Genomic DNA, 16,484 nt, shown 5'->3' on the forward strand with positions numbered 1-16,484 from the left:
GTGCAGCAGCAGGGAAGGAGAACTTCAAACGATCGTATCAAGGCGGACGCTCCCCGTCGCATCGACCCTCGCCGGAGGGCGGGTCGCCACCCTCCCGGCGTGCCCGCCAGATACGATACCCCTTCAGGCGGCGATCGACCCGGGTCAGCAGCCAGCCGACGATCACCACATCGTCCACCAACCCCAGCATCAGGAGCATGTCGGGAATCAGGTCCAGCGGCGAGACCAGGTACGCCAGGGCCGCCAGCATCCACAGGAAGGCCGCCCAGGGCACCGGCCGGTAGCGGCGCAGCAGCACATCACGGGTCATGGGCAGGAACAGCCGCAGGGCGCGGCCCATCTCTCCCAGCACACGGGAGCGGCGGCGCAGCCGCTCCATCAGGAACCAGCCACCGAATCTGGCCATCTCGACCTCCTTGCCGGCATGCGGGAACACCGCTACACGATAGGGTATCCCCCCCTGCGACGGACAGCCGGTGTCTGTCGGGTAACGGCGACACTACTCAAGCGCCCTGCCATCGGCCACCATGGCGGCACTGCCGACCGCGAACCCCAAGAGGTCACGATATGCCCCTGTCATTCGGTCACTGCAAGGCCCTGATCGCCGCCACCCTGTGCTGCCTGCCGCTGCTCGTCCAGGCTGATGATCGCGCCATGCGCGACGCCCTGGAGGCGGCCCGCAACCAGGAGTGGCAGAAGATCGACCAGGCGGCCATCGACGACCACCTGCTGGCCGGCTACGTGGAGTACCACCGACTGCGCCACCGCCTGCCCCAGGCGGAGCCGGCCCGAGTGCTCGATTTCATCGAGCGCCACGGCGACTCACCGCTGGGCGAGTGGATGCGCGGCCAGGCCATCGCCCGCTACGGTCACGCCGGCCGCTTCGGCAGCCTGCTGGCGGTGGCCGACGGCGTGCCCGAGGGCACCGCCCGTCAGTGCTACTACTACACGGCCCTGCTCGGCCGCGACCCCAGGGCCGCCGCCGAGGGGGGGCGGGAGCTGTGGCGCGTCGGCCGCTCGCAGCCGGATGCCTGCGACACCCTGTTCCTTGCCCTGCGCAGCCGGGGCGAGATCGGCGAGCGGGAGATCTGGGAGCGCAAGATGCTCGCCTGGCAGGCCGGCGAGACCGGGCTGATGAGCTACCTGGGCAGGATGCTAGGCAGCCGCTGGCAGGAGGCGCGTGACACCGTGGAGCGACTGCAGAAGGACTACGCCGCGGTCACCCGGGTACCCACCTGCATCGGCCCCGACTGCCAGGGCAGCAGCGCGCTGTTCGCCGCCGCCATGCACGGCTTCAACCGCGCCGATACCGAGGCCGCCCATGAGGCCTGGCGCAAGATCGCCCCGCACCTGGAACTCGACGAGCCCAGCCGCCTCGCCATCGAGCGCGACCTGGTGTTCTACTCACTGGTACGGGACATCCGCCAGAACCGCGCCTGGGTCGACGAGGCCCTGGTCGGCATGCCCGATGCCGAGTTGCTCGAGCTGCGAGTACGCACCGCCCTGGCCGAGCGCGACTGGCGGGGGGTCATCGACTGGGTCCACCGCATGCCCGACGCACCGCGACAGGAGGCCCGCTGGCAGTACTGGCTGGGCCGTGCCCTGGAACAGCTCGGCGACACCGCCACCGCGGAGACGGCCTATGCCGCCGCCGCCGACGAGCGCAGCTTCTTCGGCTTCGCCGCCGCCGATCGCCTGGGCCGGCCCTATGCCCTGAACCTGGAGCGCAACGGCTTCGACGACGGCTTCCGTGAGCAGGTCGCCCGCTGGCCGGCGGTGCAGCGCACCGAGGCGCTGATCCGCATCGGCGAGCAGGGCCTGGCCAACAGCGAGTGGCACGCCGCCGTGGCCCGGGCCACGCCCCGGGAGGCGCGCGCCCTGGCCGACTATGCCCAACGCCGGGGCTGGCACGCCAAGCTGGTGCAGACCACCATCACCGGGCAGATGTGGGACGCCCTGGACTGGCGCTTCCCCGAGGCCTACCGCGAGCATTTCCTGCACTGGGGGCGTGCCACCGGGGTCGACCCCTACCTGCTGATGGGCATCGCCCGTCGCGAGAGCGCCTACAATCCCGAGGCGCTCTCGCCGGCCGGCGCCCGCGGCCTGATGCAGATCATGCCGGGTACCGCCACCCAGCTCAGCCGCCAGCTCGGCATCAGCGATCCCGGCCCCCATGGCGTGCTCGACCCGGCGCTCAACATCCGGCTCGGCAGCACCTACATTCGCGACATGCTCGACCGCTATCGCGGCAATCGCCTGGCCGCCACCGCCGCCTACAACGCCGGCCCCGGCCGGGTCGACCGCTGGCTGCGCGACGCCCCGGAGGAGTTCGACCTCTTCGTCGAGAGCATCCCCTTCCGCGAGACCCGCGCCTATGTCCAGGCGGTGCTCGCCTACCGGGCGATCTTCGAGAGCCTGGCCAACGGCGGCAACAGCGAGGGCGTGGCGGTGCTGAGCCCCGCGGAGACCTCCGTGCGCTACGACCGCTCGCTGCTGGCCCGCAACTAGGCCTCAACGCCGCGAGCTTCGAGCTTCGAGCTTCGAGCTTCGAGCTTCGAGCTTCGAGCAACATGTTACGACCACATAGCCCGTAGCCCATAGCCCGTAGCCCGTAGCGATGTCAGCCTGGCTGACGTGCCAGCGCCAGCTTGACCCCGAAGGCGATGAGCACGCCACCGGTCACCGCGTTGAGCCACCTGGCGAAGGCGCGGCTGGTCAGCCAGCGCCCGGCGCTGCCTACCATCGCCACGATGGCGATCTGCCACAGGTTGGCGATCACGAAGTGCACCCCGGCGAGCCACAGCGACTTGACCAGCGCCGGGTCACCCGGGGCGATGAACTGGGGCAGGAAGGCCATGTAGAAGACCACCGTCTTGGGATTGAGCACGTTGGACAGGAACCCCTCGCGCAGCGGCAGCCATACCGGCACCGCGCGTCGCTCGCCGCCGACGCCGGCCACCGGCAGCCCCTGGCCGCGCCGGGCGGCAAGCAGGCTGTTCCCCCCCAGCCAGACCAGGTAGGCGGCACCGGCCAGCTTGAGCAGCCCGAAGGCCCAGGCCGACTGCAGCAGGATCAGCGAGATGCCCAGCGCCGAGACGGCGGCATGCACGAAGAGCCCGCAGCAGATCGCCAGGCTGGTGAGAATGCCGTCGCGCATCCCTCCCCGGGCGGTGTTGCGGATCACCAGCAGGGTATCGACACCGGGACTCATGGTCAGCAGGGTGATGGCCACCAGGAAGGGCCAGAAGTGTGCGTCGATGAACATGGCAGGACTCGCGAGGGTGATCGGGAAAGGCGGCCGGCGGGTGCTGGACGCCTGGGGGGTTTCCATCTACAGTGAGCTTGCGGGCGGTTGCAACGGTTCCCCCTGCGGCAGCCCGGTTGACGCAATCGGGGTGCCGGTGCACCATCCGCGGCGTTGGTCAGCAAGTAAAAAGTCGTCAGTTGTACTTCGATTCCTTCGATACACCCAGTGCGCACTTCTTCCTTGCCTTGCCCACGCACTTGGGGCGCTCGATCCGACATCGTGTGCCCGGCACGATCATTACAGTATGTTAAGGAAATCGACAATGGCAACTGGCACTGTCAAGTGGTTCAACGACACCAAGGGCTACGGCTTCATCTCTCCCGACGACGGCGGTGATGACCTGTTCGCGCACTTCTCCGAAATCCAGGCTGAAGGCTTCAAGACCCTGCAGGACGGCCAGAAGGTCACCTTCGAGGTCACCCAGGGCAAGAAGGGCCTTCAGGCCTCCAACATCCGGATCGCCAACTAAGGGAGCCATCCCTGGCAACCCGGCGCCGGTTGCCGACCCCGTCTGACGACGACATCGCCAATCGGTGCGTTGCGGCCCGTGAAACAGGAAGGCCCACCTCGCGGTGGGCCTTTTTCATGGGCGGCCGGGCGCCTCACTCCTCCTCCTCGACCTCCATGGGCTCGAACTCGGGGCTTTCCTCCTGCTCCTGTTCCACCTCCTCGAACTGCTCTTCCAGGCGGCGCTGGGCCTCATCGAAACGGCGCTCCTGCTCCTCGATGATGGCATCGATGTCGCTGCTGGTGGGCTCCCCGGCCTGGGCGGCCTCTTCATCCAGCCCGAACTCGTCGCGCTCCTCGAGGGGGTCACTGGACGGCTCGAGGTCGGTCGGATCCTCCATGGGCTCGAACTCGGGGCTTTGCTCCTGCTCGGCCTCCTCGAATTGCTCGTCGATGCGGCGGCTGGCCTCCTCGAAGCGTCGCTCCTGCTCCTCGATGATGGCGTCGACATCATCACGGGTCGTCTCGCCGGGAAGCGCCTCGTCGCCTTCCAGGCTGGTGTCGGGCGACTCGCCGAGGGTCTCGGCATCGGCATCGACCCCGGCGCCCCCCTCCACCTCCGCCTCGCCATCGGCGGGCGGCGGTGCCTCGGCGGCCGCGGGCTCGTCATCGTCCATCGTGGCGGCCGGCTCCTCCGCCTCCTGTTCCATCTCCTGCGCTTCCTCGGTCTCGGCAGGGGTCGACTCGTCATCGTCGCCGTTGCCGCAGCCGGCCAGCCCCAGGGCGAGCACCATGGCCGCCACCAGAGGCATCCAGGGTTTCATTGCCATCCTCTTTCTCCTGACGAAAAGCATGACATTGCACCAGAGCGACACCGCCCCCGCAAGGCGAGGCCGGGATTCAGGTGGCGAACAGCTGTCCGGCAATGTCACGGAAGGCCTTGAACTCGATGGCATTGCCGCTGGGGTCGCGGAAGAACATGGTGGCCTGCTCGCCGGGCTCACCCCGGAAACGGATGTGGGGCTCGATCTCGAAACGCACCCCGGCCTCGGTGAGGCGGTCGACCAGCGCCTCCCAGTCACCCATTTCCAGCACTACCCCGAAGTGTGGCACCGGCACGCCGTGACCGTCCACGGGATTGCGGTGATCGTCGCTTCCCCGGTCGCCGAGGGCCGGGTTCAGGTGACAAACGAACTGGTGGCCGTAGAGGTTGAAGTCGATCCAGGTATCGCTGGAGCGACCTTCCGGGCAGCCCAGCAGCTCGCCATAGAAGCGACGGGCCTCGGCCAGATCGCGAACCTGCACGGCGAGATGAAAGGGAGTGAGCATCGCGGTGCCTCCAGGTTGTCATTGCCGGTGCCCTCCATCATGCCGCGGCAGGGACCGGCTGGCCAGGTGGCCGGTGAGCCGCCGGGCCTCGAAGAACCCCATGGAGCCGCCCGCCTCAGAAGCTCACGCGGGGAGCGGCCTGGATCTCGGCGCTGTCCGCGAGCTCCAGCAGGGCGGCGTCCTCGCGATGGCCCAAGGGGCCGGCCAGCAGCACCGGTGGAAAGCTCTGCCTGTAGCTGTTGTACTGCATCACGGCATCGTTGAAGGCCTGGCGGGCGAAGGCGACCCGGTTCTCGGTGCTGGTGAGGGTCTCGCTGAGCTGGCGCATGTTCTCCGAGGCCTTGAGGTCGGGATATGCCTCCATCACCACGTTGAGCCGCCCCAGTGCGGCCCCCAGGGCGCCCTCGGCACCGGCCAGCTCGGCCATGGCACCGGGTTCGCCGGGCCGGGCGGCGGCGGCCCGGAGGCTGGCCAGGGCCCCGTTGCGCGCCTCGGTCACCGCCTGCAGGGCCTCCCGCTCGTGACTCATGTAGGCCTTCGCCGTCTCCACCAGGTTGGGAATCAGGTCATAGCGGCGCTTGAGCTGCACCTCGATCTGGGCGAAAGCGTGGCCGTAGCGGTTCTGCAGCGTCACCAGGCGGTTGTAGATGGCAACGCCATAGGCCAGCAACACGCCCACGGCCACCAGCAGCACCAGCACCACGATCGTCGAGATTTCCATGCACGTCTCCTCGTTACGACGCGGCACGAGCGGCGAGCCAACCATGCCATTGGCCGGTGCCATTCCCGGACCAACCTCTTTACACTCTACCCCGTGCCATTTTTGTCGAACAGGGACCGTCGATGATCGATGCAGCCTTCCTACTTGCCGCCTTCATCGGCGGGCTGGCGGCCATGGCCGTGCGGCTGCCTCCACTGGTGGGGTTTCTCGTTGCCGGCTTCGCCCTGAACGCGCTGGGCTACGACAAGACCCCACTGCTCGAGCTGCTGTCCAACACCGGTGTCACCCTGCTGCTGTTCACCATCGGACTGAAGCTGGATGTGCGCACCCTGCTGCGCCATGACGTCTGGGGCAGCGCTTCCCTGCACATGCTGGGCTCGACGCTGCTGCTGATGTCCCTGCTGTCACTGTTCAAGTGGCTGGGGCTCGGGCTGCTGGCCGAGGCTGGCTGGCCGACGCTGGCGCTGCTGGGTTTTACCCTCTCCTTCTCCAGCACCGTCTTCGTGGTCAAGGTACTGGAGAAGCGCAGCGAGACCCAGACGGCCTATGGCCGCCTGGCCATCGGCGTGCTGATCATGCAGGACATCTTCGCGGTGCTCTTCATCACCGCCTCCACCGGCGAGCTGCCGAGCCCCTGGGCCCTGGGGCTGCTGCTGCTGATCCCGGCCGCCCCTGGACTGCGCCGCCTCCTGGACCAGCTCGGCCATGGCGAGATGCAGCTACTGTTCGGCATCCTGCTGGCCCTGGTGCTGGGCTACGCCTTCTTCGAGTCCGTGGGCGTCAAGGGCGACCTCGGTGCCCTGGTCATCGGCCTGCTCCTGGCCCCCCACCCCGCAGCCCAGAACCTGGCTCGCTCCATGTTCAACATCAAGGAGCTGCTGCTGGTGGGCTTCTTCCTGGGGATCGGGCTCACTGCCATGCCCGATGCGAGCCACCTCGGCATGGCCCTGGCCCTGGTGGCCGTGCTGCCCCTGAAGAGCCTTCTCTACCAACGGATCTTCATGGGCTTTCCCATGCGCCCGCGCACCTCGGTGCTCGCGACGCTGAGCCTCTCCAACTACTCGGAGTTCGGGCTGATCGTCGGGGCCATTGCCGTGTCCACCGGCTGGCTGAGCGAGGAGTGGCTGGTGGTCCTGTCGCTGGCCGTGGCCATCAGCTTCGCTAGCTCGGCAATGATCAATGGCGCCAGCGAGAGCATTTACCGCTGGCTCGAGCCTCGACTGCCGCAGCGTGCCCCCAGCCAGTTGGCCGCCAACGACCGCCCCATCGAGGTGGGGGATGCCGAGGCCGTGGTGCTGGGCATGGGGCGCATCGGCCGCAGCGTCTACCGGCGCCTGCAGAAAGTGTATGGTCTGCGTGTGCTGGGCATCGACAGCAACCCCAATAGCGTGAAGCTACTCCGCGAACGCGGTTTCAATGTGCTGGAGGGGGATGCCGTGGATTCCGATTTCTGGGACAAGCTGCTGATGTCCCGCGACGTGCAGATGGTGGTGCTGGCCATGCCGCACCACGCCGGCAACCTCGTCGCCCTGAAGCAACTGCGCTCGCGGGAATTTCCGGGGCGCATCACGGCCGTCGTGGAGTTTCCCGAGGAGATCGAGCCGATCCGCGAGCTGGGCGCCAATGCCGTCTTCCACGTCTACGATGAAGCCGGACGCGCTCTGGCTGACAGCGCCGCCGAGGAAGCCGGGATCTCGCCCCTGTCTCGGCAGCTCGGCTGACAGCCCGTGCCGCTTGCCAGCCAGAGGCGTTTGCGGCTTGATGGCTAGGGGAACCCCGGGCAATATCCTGCCGGACCATCCCGATGAGTGACGCTTGCGTCGAACATGGCTGTCCTGGAACCCCTTGAGCATGGAAGACGTCTTCACCTGGCTGGGCGGCGCGCTCGGCGACCTGATCCGCTTCATCGTCGACCTGTTGCGCGGCTTCTTCGCCAATCTCGGCGATTCGGCCCGGAGCTTTCTGCGCGGCCTCTCCGAGTCGCTCGGCATCGCCCCCTCGCTGATCAGCCTGCTGGTGCTGATCGTCGGCCTGTGGCTGCTGTGGAAGGGGCTGGCCGCCATCCTGCGCCGCGCCTTCGTCGTCGCCCTGATCTGGCTCGTACTTGGCGTGACCGTGCTCAGCTGGCTGATCAACTGATTGGGCGGGTACTTTGCCGCTGCGCTCGACGGCCGTTGTGCAGGACAAGAAGCGCCGCCCGATGGGCGGCGCTGTCGTTACCGATCGTGCGTTGGCTCAGGCGAGAGCCTTTTCGACCACCTCATACACATTCGGCGAGAGCTCCTCGGCGCGAATCCGCTCGAGCTCGCCCTTCATCAGCGCCTGGCGGGCCTCGTCGAAGCGCTGCCAGCGGGTCAACGGCGTGATGAGGCGTGCGGCGATCTCCGGGTTGAGCCGGTTGAGCTCGATCACCACGTCGGCCAGCAGCCGGTAGCCCTCGCCGTCGAGGCGATGGAAGTTGACCCGGTTCTGGCCGGCGAAGGCACCGATCAGGGCGCGCACCTTGTTGGGGTTCTTCAGCGAGAAGGCCGGGTGTCCCATCAGGAACTTCACCCGCTCGAGCACGTCCGGCTGGGGGCGGGTGACCTGGATGCTGAACCACTGGTCCATGACCAGGGGGTCGTGGGCCCACTTCTCGCCGAAGGCCTTGAGCGCCGGATCGGCGATGTCGTCCCGGCTGCTGTGTACCAGCAGGGTCAGGGCATGACGCACGTCGGTCATGTTGTGGTCGGCCGCGAACTGCTCGCGGGAGAGTTCGATCGCCTGTTCGTCCTCCAGCGCCATCAGGTAGGAGAGCGCCACGTTCTTCAGGCTGCGCGCGGCGATCTGCTCGGGTTCCGGGGCATAGGGGACGTCGGAGCGATTCGCCTCGTAGAGGCGCAGGAAGTCGTCGCGCAGGGCCACGGCCAGCGACTGCTCGACGAAGTCACGGGCGGCATGGATGGCATCCACGTCCACCAGCGGCTGCTGTTCGGCGATATAGGCCTCGGAGGGCAGGGTCAGCATCTCGGCGAGCACCGCCTTGTCCTCGGGGTCGGAGGCCAGCAGTCCGCGGAAGGCTTCCACCACCCGGGGGTCCATCACCTTCTCGACCCCGTTGCGGTGGGCGGCGATCAGGTCGTCCAGCGCCAGCAGGGCCAGGCGCTGGCCGGCGTCCCAGCGATTGAAGCCGTCGGCGTCGTGCTGCAGCAGGAAGGCCAGGTCCTCGCGTCCATAGGGGAAGCGTAGCTTGACCGGCGCCGAGAAGCCGCGCAACAGAGAGGGCACCGGGGCTTCGGCGACATCGGTGAAGACGAACTCCTGCTCCGTCTCGCGCAGGTGGATGACGGCGTCACTGCCCAGCGCCTCGCCGCCGAGGGTCAGGGACAGGTCGCGCCCGGACTTGGTGCCCACCAGCCCCAGGCGGATCGGGATGTGCAGGGCCTGCTTCTCCGCCTGGCCGGGGGTGGCCGGGGTGCGCTGCCGCAGGACCAGCCGGTATTCGCAGCTGGCGTAGTCGTATTCGCCGTGGGCGTCGATCTCCGGGGTGCCGGCCTGGGAGTACCAGAGCATGAAGCGGGAGAGGTCCTGGCCCGAGACCTCGCTCATGCAGCCGACGAAGTCCTCGATGGTCACCGCCCGGCCGTCGAAGCGCTCGAAGTAGAGGTCGCTGCCACGACGGAAGGTCTCCCAGCCCACCAGGTTGCAGAGCATGCGCACGATCTCGGCGCCCTTCTCGTAGATGGTCAGGGTGTAGAAGTTGCCGATCTCGATGTAGTGATCGGGACGCACCGGGTGGGCGGTGGGGCCGGCGTCCTCGGCGAACTGGGCGGTGCGGAAGAAGGAGACGTCCTCGATGCGCTTGACCGGTGCCGAGTTGGTGTCGGCGCTGAAGCACTGGTCGCGGAAGACCGTGAAGCCCTCCTTGAGGGAGAGCTGGAACCAGTCGCGGCAGGTCACCCGGTTGCCCGACCAGTTGTGGAAGTACTCGTGGGCGACGATGCCCTCGACCCGCTGGAAGGCGGCGTCGGTGGCGGTGTGCGGATGGGTCAGCACCGCCGCGGAGTTGAAGATGTTGAGCCCCTTGTTCTCCATGGCGCCCATGTTGAAGTCGTTGACCGCCACGATCATGAACAGGTCGAGGTCGTACTCGCGGCCGTAGGTCCGCTCGTCCCAGGCCATGGCGCGCTTGAGCGAGGCCATGGCGTGATCGGTCTTGCCGAGGTTCTCCTCCTCGACCCAGATCTGCAGGGCCACCTCGCGCCCGCTCATGGTGGTGAAGCTGTCCTCGACCTTCTGCAGGTCGCCGGCCACCAGAGCGAACAGGTAGCAGGGCTTGGGGTGGGGATCCTCCCAGGTGACGAAGTGGCGATCGCCCGGCAGCTCTCCGCGCTCCACCGGGTTGCCGTTGGAGAGCAGCACCGGCAGGCTCGCGGCGTCGCCGATCAACGTGGTCGAAAAGGTCGCCATCACGTCCGGGCGGTCGGGGTAGAAGGTGATGCGCCGGAAGCCCTCGGCCTCGCACTGGGTGCAGTACATGCCGTTCGACTGGTAGAGCCCTTCGAGGGCGGTGTTCTCCTTCGGCGCGATCTCCACCTCGGTATCGAGCAGGAAGGTCTCCGGCACCCGGTGCACGGTCAGGCCGCTCTCGGTGAGGGTGTACTCGTCCGCGCCGAGCGGCTGGCCATCGATGGCGATGGCCTTGAGCGCAAGTTGCTCACCGTCGAGTTCCAGCGATAGCCCGGGCTCGCGCTCGGGGTGGCGTTCCAGGTGCAGCCGCGCCTTGACCCGGGTGGCGGCGGGATCGAGAGCGAACGTCAGCTCGGTGCGGGTCACGCGGTAGGCGGGAGGGCGGTAGTCGCTGAGGTGGATCGGCTGCGGTTCGGACATCGAGGTGGCTCCTGTCGAGAATTGCCGGCCATTGTACGGCCCCCCCGCCCCCTATCTCAAAGCGCCTCGTCTCGAGGGATTTCGGTCGAGACGAGGCAACCGGTGCCTCAGGAAGCGACGACGGGTTCCGGGCGAGTGACGATCCATACCCCCACCAGGAAGAGCCCGGCGATCAGGGCGAATTTCAGCCACGCCACGCTGACCGTGAGGGTCAAGACCAGCATCGAGAAGGCCAGCATGCCGGTGGCCAGCCACTTGGCATGCCGGGGAATGGCGCGCTCGCCCTCCCAGGCCACCACGGCGGGGCCGAAGCGTGGATGCTCGCGGATCCACAGGGCGAAGCGCGGCGAGCCCCGCGACGCGGCCCACACCGCCAGCAGCATGAAGCAGGTGGTGGGCATCAGCGGCACGAAGACCCCGATCAGGCCGAGCGCGAAACTGATCCAGGCGATGGCGATAAAGACGGCACGTTGCAGCGTCGGCATCGAGTGCTCCCTCCCTCTCCCTGATCATTCATTGAAGCCCAAGGCGCCCGGCATGGCCAATCGCGATGCCCTATGGGACGAGGAGAGGCAACCTATGGTCCGGCCACGAAGAGAGACCCGCGGCATTCGGAAAGCGCGGGCCCGCGTAGCGGCGGGCCCGTGACGGTGGGCGAACGCTCAGCCCTGGATGGGAATCTCGCGGCGTGACGCCTTCGCCTCCGGGGAGCGCGGTACGCTGATCCTCAGCACGCCCTTGGCGAAGGAGGCCGTGATCTCCTCGACCCGGGCGTCCCCCGGCAGGTCGAGCACCCGCCGGAAGCTGCCATAGGAGCGCTCGACGCGCTGGTAGCGCTCCTCCCGGGTAGTGCTCTCCTGGCGCTTCTCGCCCTCGATCACCAGGCGGCGGTCGTCCAGGCTCAGCTTGACGTCCTTCTCCTCGACGCCGGGCACCTCGACGCTGATCTCGTAACGGTCGTCGTGCTCGGCAATATCGAGGCTCGGGCGCAGCAGCGCGGGCATGTCACCGAAGCGACTCTCGAGCGATGGCATGCCGAACTGGCGCATCATGCCGTCCATCCAGCGATCGAGTTCCTGGTGCATGCTCGTCAGCGGGGTCAGCTCGCCACGCCGAGGTTCCACGGTCCCGGTCGGTGCATCGGCACTCTCGCTCTTGAACCAGTTCCAGGGAGAGAATTTCTGCAGGTTCATCTGCCACACCTCCTTTCTCGTCTGTCGAAGATGCTCCACGGCAAGAACTCTGCCATTCGGCATCTTCAGAATTGGTGGCGGCAGGGCGCTTTTCAAGAGGCATGAACGGGCGGCGTGACCTGGGTCAAGAAAGCCCGGGACCGGCCCGGGCAGAGACGCCGGGACACCGCGGATCAATCGCGGAAGTTGTCGTACTGCAGCGGCAGGTCGGGGCCTCCCTCGCCCTTGAGCAGGGCCATGACCGCCTGCAGGTCGTCGCGCTTCTTGCCGGTCACGCGCACCTTCTCGCCCTGGATCTGGGCCTGGACCTTGAGCTTGGAATCCTTGATGCGCTTGACGATCTCCTTGGCCTCCTTCTGCTCGAGGCCCTGCTTGAGGACTACCTCCTGGCGGGCGCGCACCCCGGAGAGCACGGGATCCTTGACGTCCATGCAGCGGGCGTCGATGCCGCGCGCGATCAGCTTGTTGCGCAGCACCTCGAGCATCTGCTTGAGCTGGAAGTCGACCTCCGCCTCGAGCGATACGGTCTCGCCATTGAGCTCGAAGCTCGCGGTGACGCCCTTGAAGTCGAAGCGCGTCTGGATCTCCCGGTTGGCCTGGTCGACGGCGTTGCTGGCTTCGTGCTTGTCGAACTCGGAAACGATATCGAAGGAGGGCATGATGCGGTCCTGGTAGCCGATGGAAATGGAAGGGTGAGTCTATCAGCCCACGCGCTCGACGGCCTCGACCGTCGGCGCCAGGGTCTTGACCATCTGCCAGCCGGCACAGCCATCCGCGTAGTAGCACTCGAGCCAGCACTCCAGACGAAAGCCCAGGCGCCGATAGAGCCCCAGCGCCACCCGGTTGTCGGCACGCACCTCGAGGCCCAGCCGCTCGGCGCCCCTCGCCAGCGCTACCTGCTCGAGCGCCTCGACGAGACGCCGGCCCAGGCCCTCGCCCCGAGCCGCGGGGTGCACGCAGAAGGAGTAGAGTCTCGCGCGCCGGCTGCCGCGGCGAAACAGCAGGGTGCCATAGCCCAGCAGCCGGCCCTCCTCGCCCTCGGTCCCCGGGCTCTCGGCCACCAGGGTCACGGCGTGGGCGCGGTTGAGCAGATGCCAGAGCTGGCGACGACTGAAACGGTCACCGGTGAAGGCCATCTGCTCAAGGCGATGGAGGTCGTCCAGGTCCCCGGGACGGGCCTGGCGCAGGGTCACGGTCATCTCATGCCTCCAGAGGTCACGGCCGTGATTGTGATCATGCTCGATACGCTTGTCAGCGCCCGTGATCATGAAATCTTTTCACCAACCCCGCCGCTTGTCGAGGACCGGGCTCAAGGGCATGCTGACTGCGTTCCGGCGGCCCCCCTGCCGCCCCTCCTCGCCCGGCTGGAGCCCCCATGTGCCCCCTGCGCATCGTCGTCGACCGTCTGGATGACTGGCAACCCTACTACCCTTCCGAGGACCTGATCGGTGCCGAGGACTTCCTTGCCCAGGATCACCGTCATCGCGATGCCGACGATCGGGACCGTACCACCCACGTGATCAACCTGAGCAGCGACCTCGACTACCTGGGCAGCGGCTACTATGTTTCGCTGCTGGCCCAGGCCCGTGGCCAGCGGGTGCTGCCGACGGTGGAGACGCTCAACGAACTGTCGCGCAAGGCACTGATCGACCTGCGGCTCGACACCCTGGCCCCGCTGCTCGGCGACCTGGCCCGGCAGGGGTCCCTGGCCGGCGACAACCTGACCCTGCGGGTACTGTTCGGCGAATGCCGCGAGCCGGCGCTGGCCCGGCTCGCCCGCAAGCTGTTCGAACGCCTGCCCTGCCCGCTGCTCGAGGCGCGCCTGGTGCGCCGCCATGACCTCTGGCGGCTGGCGCGGCTCAGGCCGATCCGGCTGCGCGACCTCGCCGCCGAGGAGCAGGACCTCTTCGCCAAGGCGCTCAACCGCCACTCGCGCAAGGTGTGGCGGACGCCCAAGGCACGCCGCCGCTACCGCTTCGACCTGGCGATCCTGGTCGACCCGAACGAGGCCCTGCCGCCGAGCAACCGCAGTGCCCTCAAGGCGTTCATCCGGGCCGGTCGCCGGCTCGGCATCGACGTCTCGCTGATCACCCGCCGCGATGCCGGCCGCCTGGCCGAGTTCGACGGCCTGTTCATCCGTGAGACCACGGCCCTGGACCACCACACCTACCGCCTGGCCCGGCAGGCGGAGCACGAGGGACTGGTGGTGATCGACGCCCCCCGCGACATCCTGCGCTGCACCAACAAGGTCTATCTGCATGCCCTGCTGCGTGCCCGCGGCGTGCCGGCCCCGGAGGGCGCCCTGCTCCAGCGTCGTGACCGCCGGCCGCTGGCCGAGCGGATCGCCGGCCTGTCGTTCCCGCTGGTGCTCAAGGTACCGGATGGCTCCTTCTCCCGGGGGGTGGTCAAGGTCGAGTCGCCCGCGCAACTCGAGCGCGAGGCCGCCCGGCTGTTCGATGCCTCGGCCCTGCTGCTGCTGCAGGAGTGGCTGCCCACCGACTACGACTGGCGCATCGGCGTGCTCGACGGCCGGGTGCTGTTCGCCAGCCGCTACTACATGGCCCGCGGGCACTGGCAGATCTATGACCACTCGGGCCCGAAGGTGAAGAGCGGAGGCTTCACCACCCATGACCCGACCGAGGTGCCGGCGGACGTCCTCAAGGCCGCGCTCAAGGCCACTCGCCTCATCGGCGACGGCTTCTATGGGGTCGACCTCAAGCAGGCCGGTGGGCGCGTGGTGGTGATCGAGGTCAACGACAACCCCAACGTGGACGCCGGGGTCGAGGATGCGGTGCTCGGCCGCACGCTCTATGAGCAGATCATGGGCGTCTTTCTCGCCCGGATGGAGGCCCGGATTCGCGAGGGCGCCTGAGCAGCGTCACCACGGCGGACGGTCCCGCGCGTCGGGCGTAGCCTCGCCCCCTGGAAAGTCATGCCACATCAGTACCTTGTGTCGCCTTCACCGCCCCCTGTTGCCGATCGGCAACAGCCAACTCCCTGATCTGCAAGGCTCCTTCGATCTCGCGCCCGATCTGTTGCCTCACGGTGACGGATCGGGCGTTCCCGCGCGGCGACGCCATCCGAGCCTAGCCCCCAACCCACTGATTTAGAAGCCTCCTTGAAACCTGGCCTGATTGTTGCCTGAGGGTAAGGTCGACGACTCACGTTTTCGGCCCTTTCGCGTCACCGCTTGCCGGCAACCCCGGCGGCAGGCTGGCGTGGTGCACATGGAGCGGCCCAACAGCAAGGAGCAACGACGACCATGAGGATTACCATCTTCGGTTCCGGTTATGTGGGGCTCGTGACGGGAGCCTGCCTGGCCGATGTCGGCCATGACGTCATCTGCGTCGACGTGGACGTGGCCAAGGTGGCCCGACTCGAGGCCGGCGAGGTGCCGATCTTCGAGCCCGGCCTGGAGAGCCTGATCCGCCAGAACCAGGCCGCCGGACGGCTACGCTTCACCACCGATGCCGCCAAGGGTGTGGCGTTCGGCCTGCTCCAGTTCATCGCCGTGGGCACTCCCTCCGACGAGGACGGCAGCGCCGATCTGCGTCATGTGCTCAAGGTCGCCGAGACCATCGGCCGGCACATGACCGACTATCGCATCATCGTCGACAAGTCGACGGTACCGGTGGGGACGGCCAGCAAGGTGGAGCGCGTCATCGCCGCCGAACTCGACGGTCGCGGCGTCGAGCTGGAGTTCGATGTCTGCTCGAACCCCGAGTTCCTCAAGGAGGGGGCCGCCATCGAGGACTTCTCCCGTGGCTCCCGGATCGTGGTCGGGACCGAGTCGGAACGCGTCAGGCGCGCCATGCGCGAGTGCTACGGCCCCTATAACCGCCAGCAGGAAAAGCTGATGTTCATGGCGGTGCGCAGCGCCGAACTCACCAAGTATGCCGCCAACGCCATGCTCGCCACCAAGATCAGCTTCATCAACGAGATCGCCAACCTGGCCGAGCGCCTCGGCGCCGACGTCGAGGAGGTGCGCCACGGTATCGGCAGCGACCCGCGCATCGGCTACAGCTTCATCTATCCCGGCTGCGGCTACGGCGGCTCCTGCTTTCCCAAGGACGTCAAGGCGCTGGCCCACACCGCCGAGGCGGCCGGCTATCCGGCCGAGATGATCAATGCCGTGGAGCGCGTCAACGGCCGTCAGAAGGGCAAGCTGTTCGAGAAGCTCTGCGCGGCCTTCGACGGCCAGCTGGCCGGCAAGACCATCGCCCTCTGGGGGCTGGCCTTCAAGCCCAACACCGATGACATGCGCGAGGCGCCGAGCCGGGCGCTGATGGAGGCGTTGTGGGAGGCTGGCGCCCGGGTACAGGCCTTCGACCCCGAGGCAGCCGAGGAGTGTCGCCGGTTGTATGGCGAGCGTGACGACCTGGTCCTCGCCGAGCGCCGCGACGAGGCCCTGGAGGGTGCCCATGCTCTGGTCATCTGTACCGAGTGGAAGGCCTTCCGCACCGTCGACTTCGACCTGCTGCGCGAGACCCTGCTCGAGCCGGTGGTGGTCGACGGCCGCAACCTCTTCCATCCCGACAGCGTCAAGGCCGCCGGGCTCGGTTACTACGCCATCGGCCGGGGCGACTCCGTGCGGCCCGTCCTGGCCTGAGGAGTCGAG

Annotated in this window: 16 protein-coding genes; 6 read left to right on the forward strand and 10 right to left on the reverse strand. The window is 67.7% G+C overall.

Features of this window, described 5'->3' with window-relative positions; all coding sequences use genetic code 11:
- Positions 1-37 precede the first annotated feature (37 nt).
- Positions 38-406 (reverse strand): YkvA family protein, encoded by a 369-nt coding sequence (locus CR157_RS03300; RefSeq protein WP_110282100.1) that lies wholly within the window; start codon positions 404-406, stop codon positions 38-40.
- A 161-nt stretch (positions 407-567) separates the two neighbouring features.
- Between CR157_RS03300 and CR157_RS03305 the strand changes: the two genes are divergently transcribed.
- Complete coding sequence (locus tag CR157_RS03305) at positions 568-2,508, forward strand: transglycosylase SLT domain-containing protein (RefSeq protein WP_110282101.1); 1,941 nt, start codon at positions 568-570, stop codon at positions 2,506-2,508.
- 112 nt (positions 2,509-2,620) lie between these two features.
- On the opposite strand, the gene CR157_RS03310 is transcribed toward CR157_RS03305, so the two are convergent.
- Entirely contained in the window at positions 2,621-3,265 is a 645-nt protein-coding gene (locus tag CR157_RS03310; protein ID WP_110282102.1) for a LysE family translocator, read from the reverse strand.
- 304 nt (positions 3,266-3,569) lie between these two features.
- Between CR157_RS03310 and CR157_RS03315 the strand changes: the two genes are divergently transcribed.
- On the forward strand, positions 3,570-3,776 hold the full coding sequence (locus CR157_RS03315; protein ID WP_010627343.1) for a cold-shock protein: 207 nt from the start codon (positions 3,570-3,572) through the stop codon (positions 3,774-3,776).
- A gap of 133 nt (positions 3,777-3,909) precedes the next feature.
- Here CR157_RS03315 and CR157_RS03320 read toward each other — a convergent pair whose 3' ends face one another.
- The 3 genes from CR157_RS03320 to CR157_RS03330 all read right to left on the reverse strand — a co-directional run bounded on the left by CR157_RS03320 (position 3,910) and on the right by CR157_RS03330 (position 5,804).
- A complete protein-coding gene (locus CR157_RS03320) occupies positions 3,910-4,584 on the reverse strand; it encodes a hypothetical protein (protein WP_110282103.1) in 675 nt (224 codons plus the stop codon).
- 70 nt (positions 4,585-4,654) lie between these two features.
- Positions 4,655-5,083 (reverse strand): VOC family protein, encoded by a 429-nt coding sequence (locus CR157_RS03325; protein WP_110282104.1) that lies wholly within the window; start codon positions 5,081-5,083, stop codon positions 4,655-4,657.
- Between the two features lie 115 nt (positions 5,084-5,198).
- On the reverse strand, positions 5,199-5,804 hold the full coding sequence (locus CR157_RS03330) for a LemA family protein (RefSeq protein ID WP_110282105.1): 606 nt from the start codon (positions 5,802-5,804) through the stop codon (positions 5,199-5,201).
- Between the two features lie 122 nt (positions 5,805-5,926).
- Here CR157_RS03330 and CR157_RS03335 point away from each other — a divergent pair, with 122 nt between their 5' ends.
- The gene (locus CR157_RS03335; RefSeq protein ID WP_181421944.1) at positions 5,927-7,525 is read left to right on the forward strand and encodes a cation:proton antiporter family protein; all 1,599 of its coding nucleotides are present in this window, start codon (positions 5,927-5,929) and stop codon (positions 7,523-7,525) included.
- Positions 7,526-7,655: 130 nt separating this feature from the next.
- Complete coding sequence (locus CR157_RS03340) at positions 7,656-7,943, forward strand: hypothetical protein (protein WP_110282106.1); 288 nt, start codon at positions 7,656-7,658, stop codon at positions 7,941-7,943.
- A gap of 96 nt (positions 7,944-8,039) precedes the next feature.
- Here CR157_RS03340 and pepN read toward each other — a convergent pair whose 3' ends face one another.
- From pepN to CR157_RS03365, 5 genes are all read right to left on the reverse strand, one after another.
- The gene (pepN, locus tag CR157_RS03345; protein WP_110282107.1) at positions 8,040-10,673 is read right to left on the reverse strand and encodes an aminopeptidase N; all 2,634 of its coding nucleotides are present in this window, start codon (positions 10,671-10,673) and stop codon (positions 8,040-8,042) included.
- Positions 10,674-10,780: 107 nt separating this feature from the next.
- Complete coding sequence (locus CR157_RS03350) at positions 10,781-11,158, reverse strand: YbaN family protein (RefSeq protein ID WP_110282108.1); 378 nt, start codon at positions 11,156-11,158, stop codon at positions 10,781-10,783.
- 177 nt (positions 11,159-11,335) lie between these two features.
- On the reverse strand, positions 11,336-11,866 hold the full coding sequence (locus tag CR157_RS03355; RefSeq protein WP_110282109.1) for an Hsp20/alpha crystallin family protein: 531 nt from the start codon (positions 11,864-11,866) through the stop codon (positions 11,336-11,338).
- Positions 11,867-12,039: 173 nt separating this feature from the next.
- Positions 12,040-12,525: a YajQ family cyclic di-GMP-binding protein gene (locus CR157_RS03360; protein ID WP_110282110.1), complete on the reverse strand. Its 486-nt coding sequence runs from the start codon at positions 12,523-12,525 to the stop codon at positions 12,040-12,042.
- 42 nt (positions 12,526-12,567) lie between these two features.
- Positions 12,568-13,065 (reverse strand): GNAT family N-acetyltransferase, encoded by a 498-nt coding sequence (locus tag CR157_RS03365; RefSeq protein WP_110282806.1) that lies wholly within the window; start codon positions 13,063-13,065, stop codon positions 12,568-12,570.
- A 176-nt stretch (positions 13,066-13,241) separates the two neighbouring features.
- Between CR157_RS03365 and CR157_RS03370 the strand changes: the two genes are divergently transcribed.
- On the forward strand, positions 13,242-14,738 hold the full coding sequence (locus CR157_RS03370; RefSeq protein ID WP_110282111.1) for a RimK family protein: 1,497 nt from the start codon (positions 13,242-13,244) through the stop codon (positions 14,736-14,738).
- A 390-nt stretch (positions 14,739-15,128) separates the two neighbouring features.
- Complete coding sequence (locus CR157_RS03375) at positions 15,129-16,475, forward strand: UDP-glucose dehydrogenase family protein (protein WP_110282112.1); 1,347 nt, start codon at positions 15,129-15,131, stop codon at positions 16,473-16,475.
- Positions 16,476-16,484: the final 9 nt, after the last annotated feature.

It is taken from the genome of Halomonas sp. LBP4, assembly GCF_003202205.1.
GTDB lineage: Bacteria > Pseudomonadota > Gammaproteobacteria > Pseudomonadales > Halomonadaceae > Halomonas > Halomonas flagellata.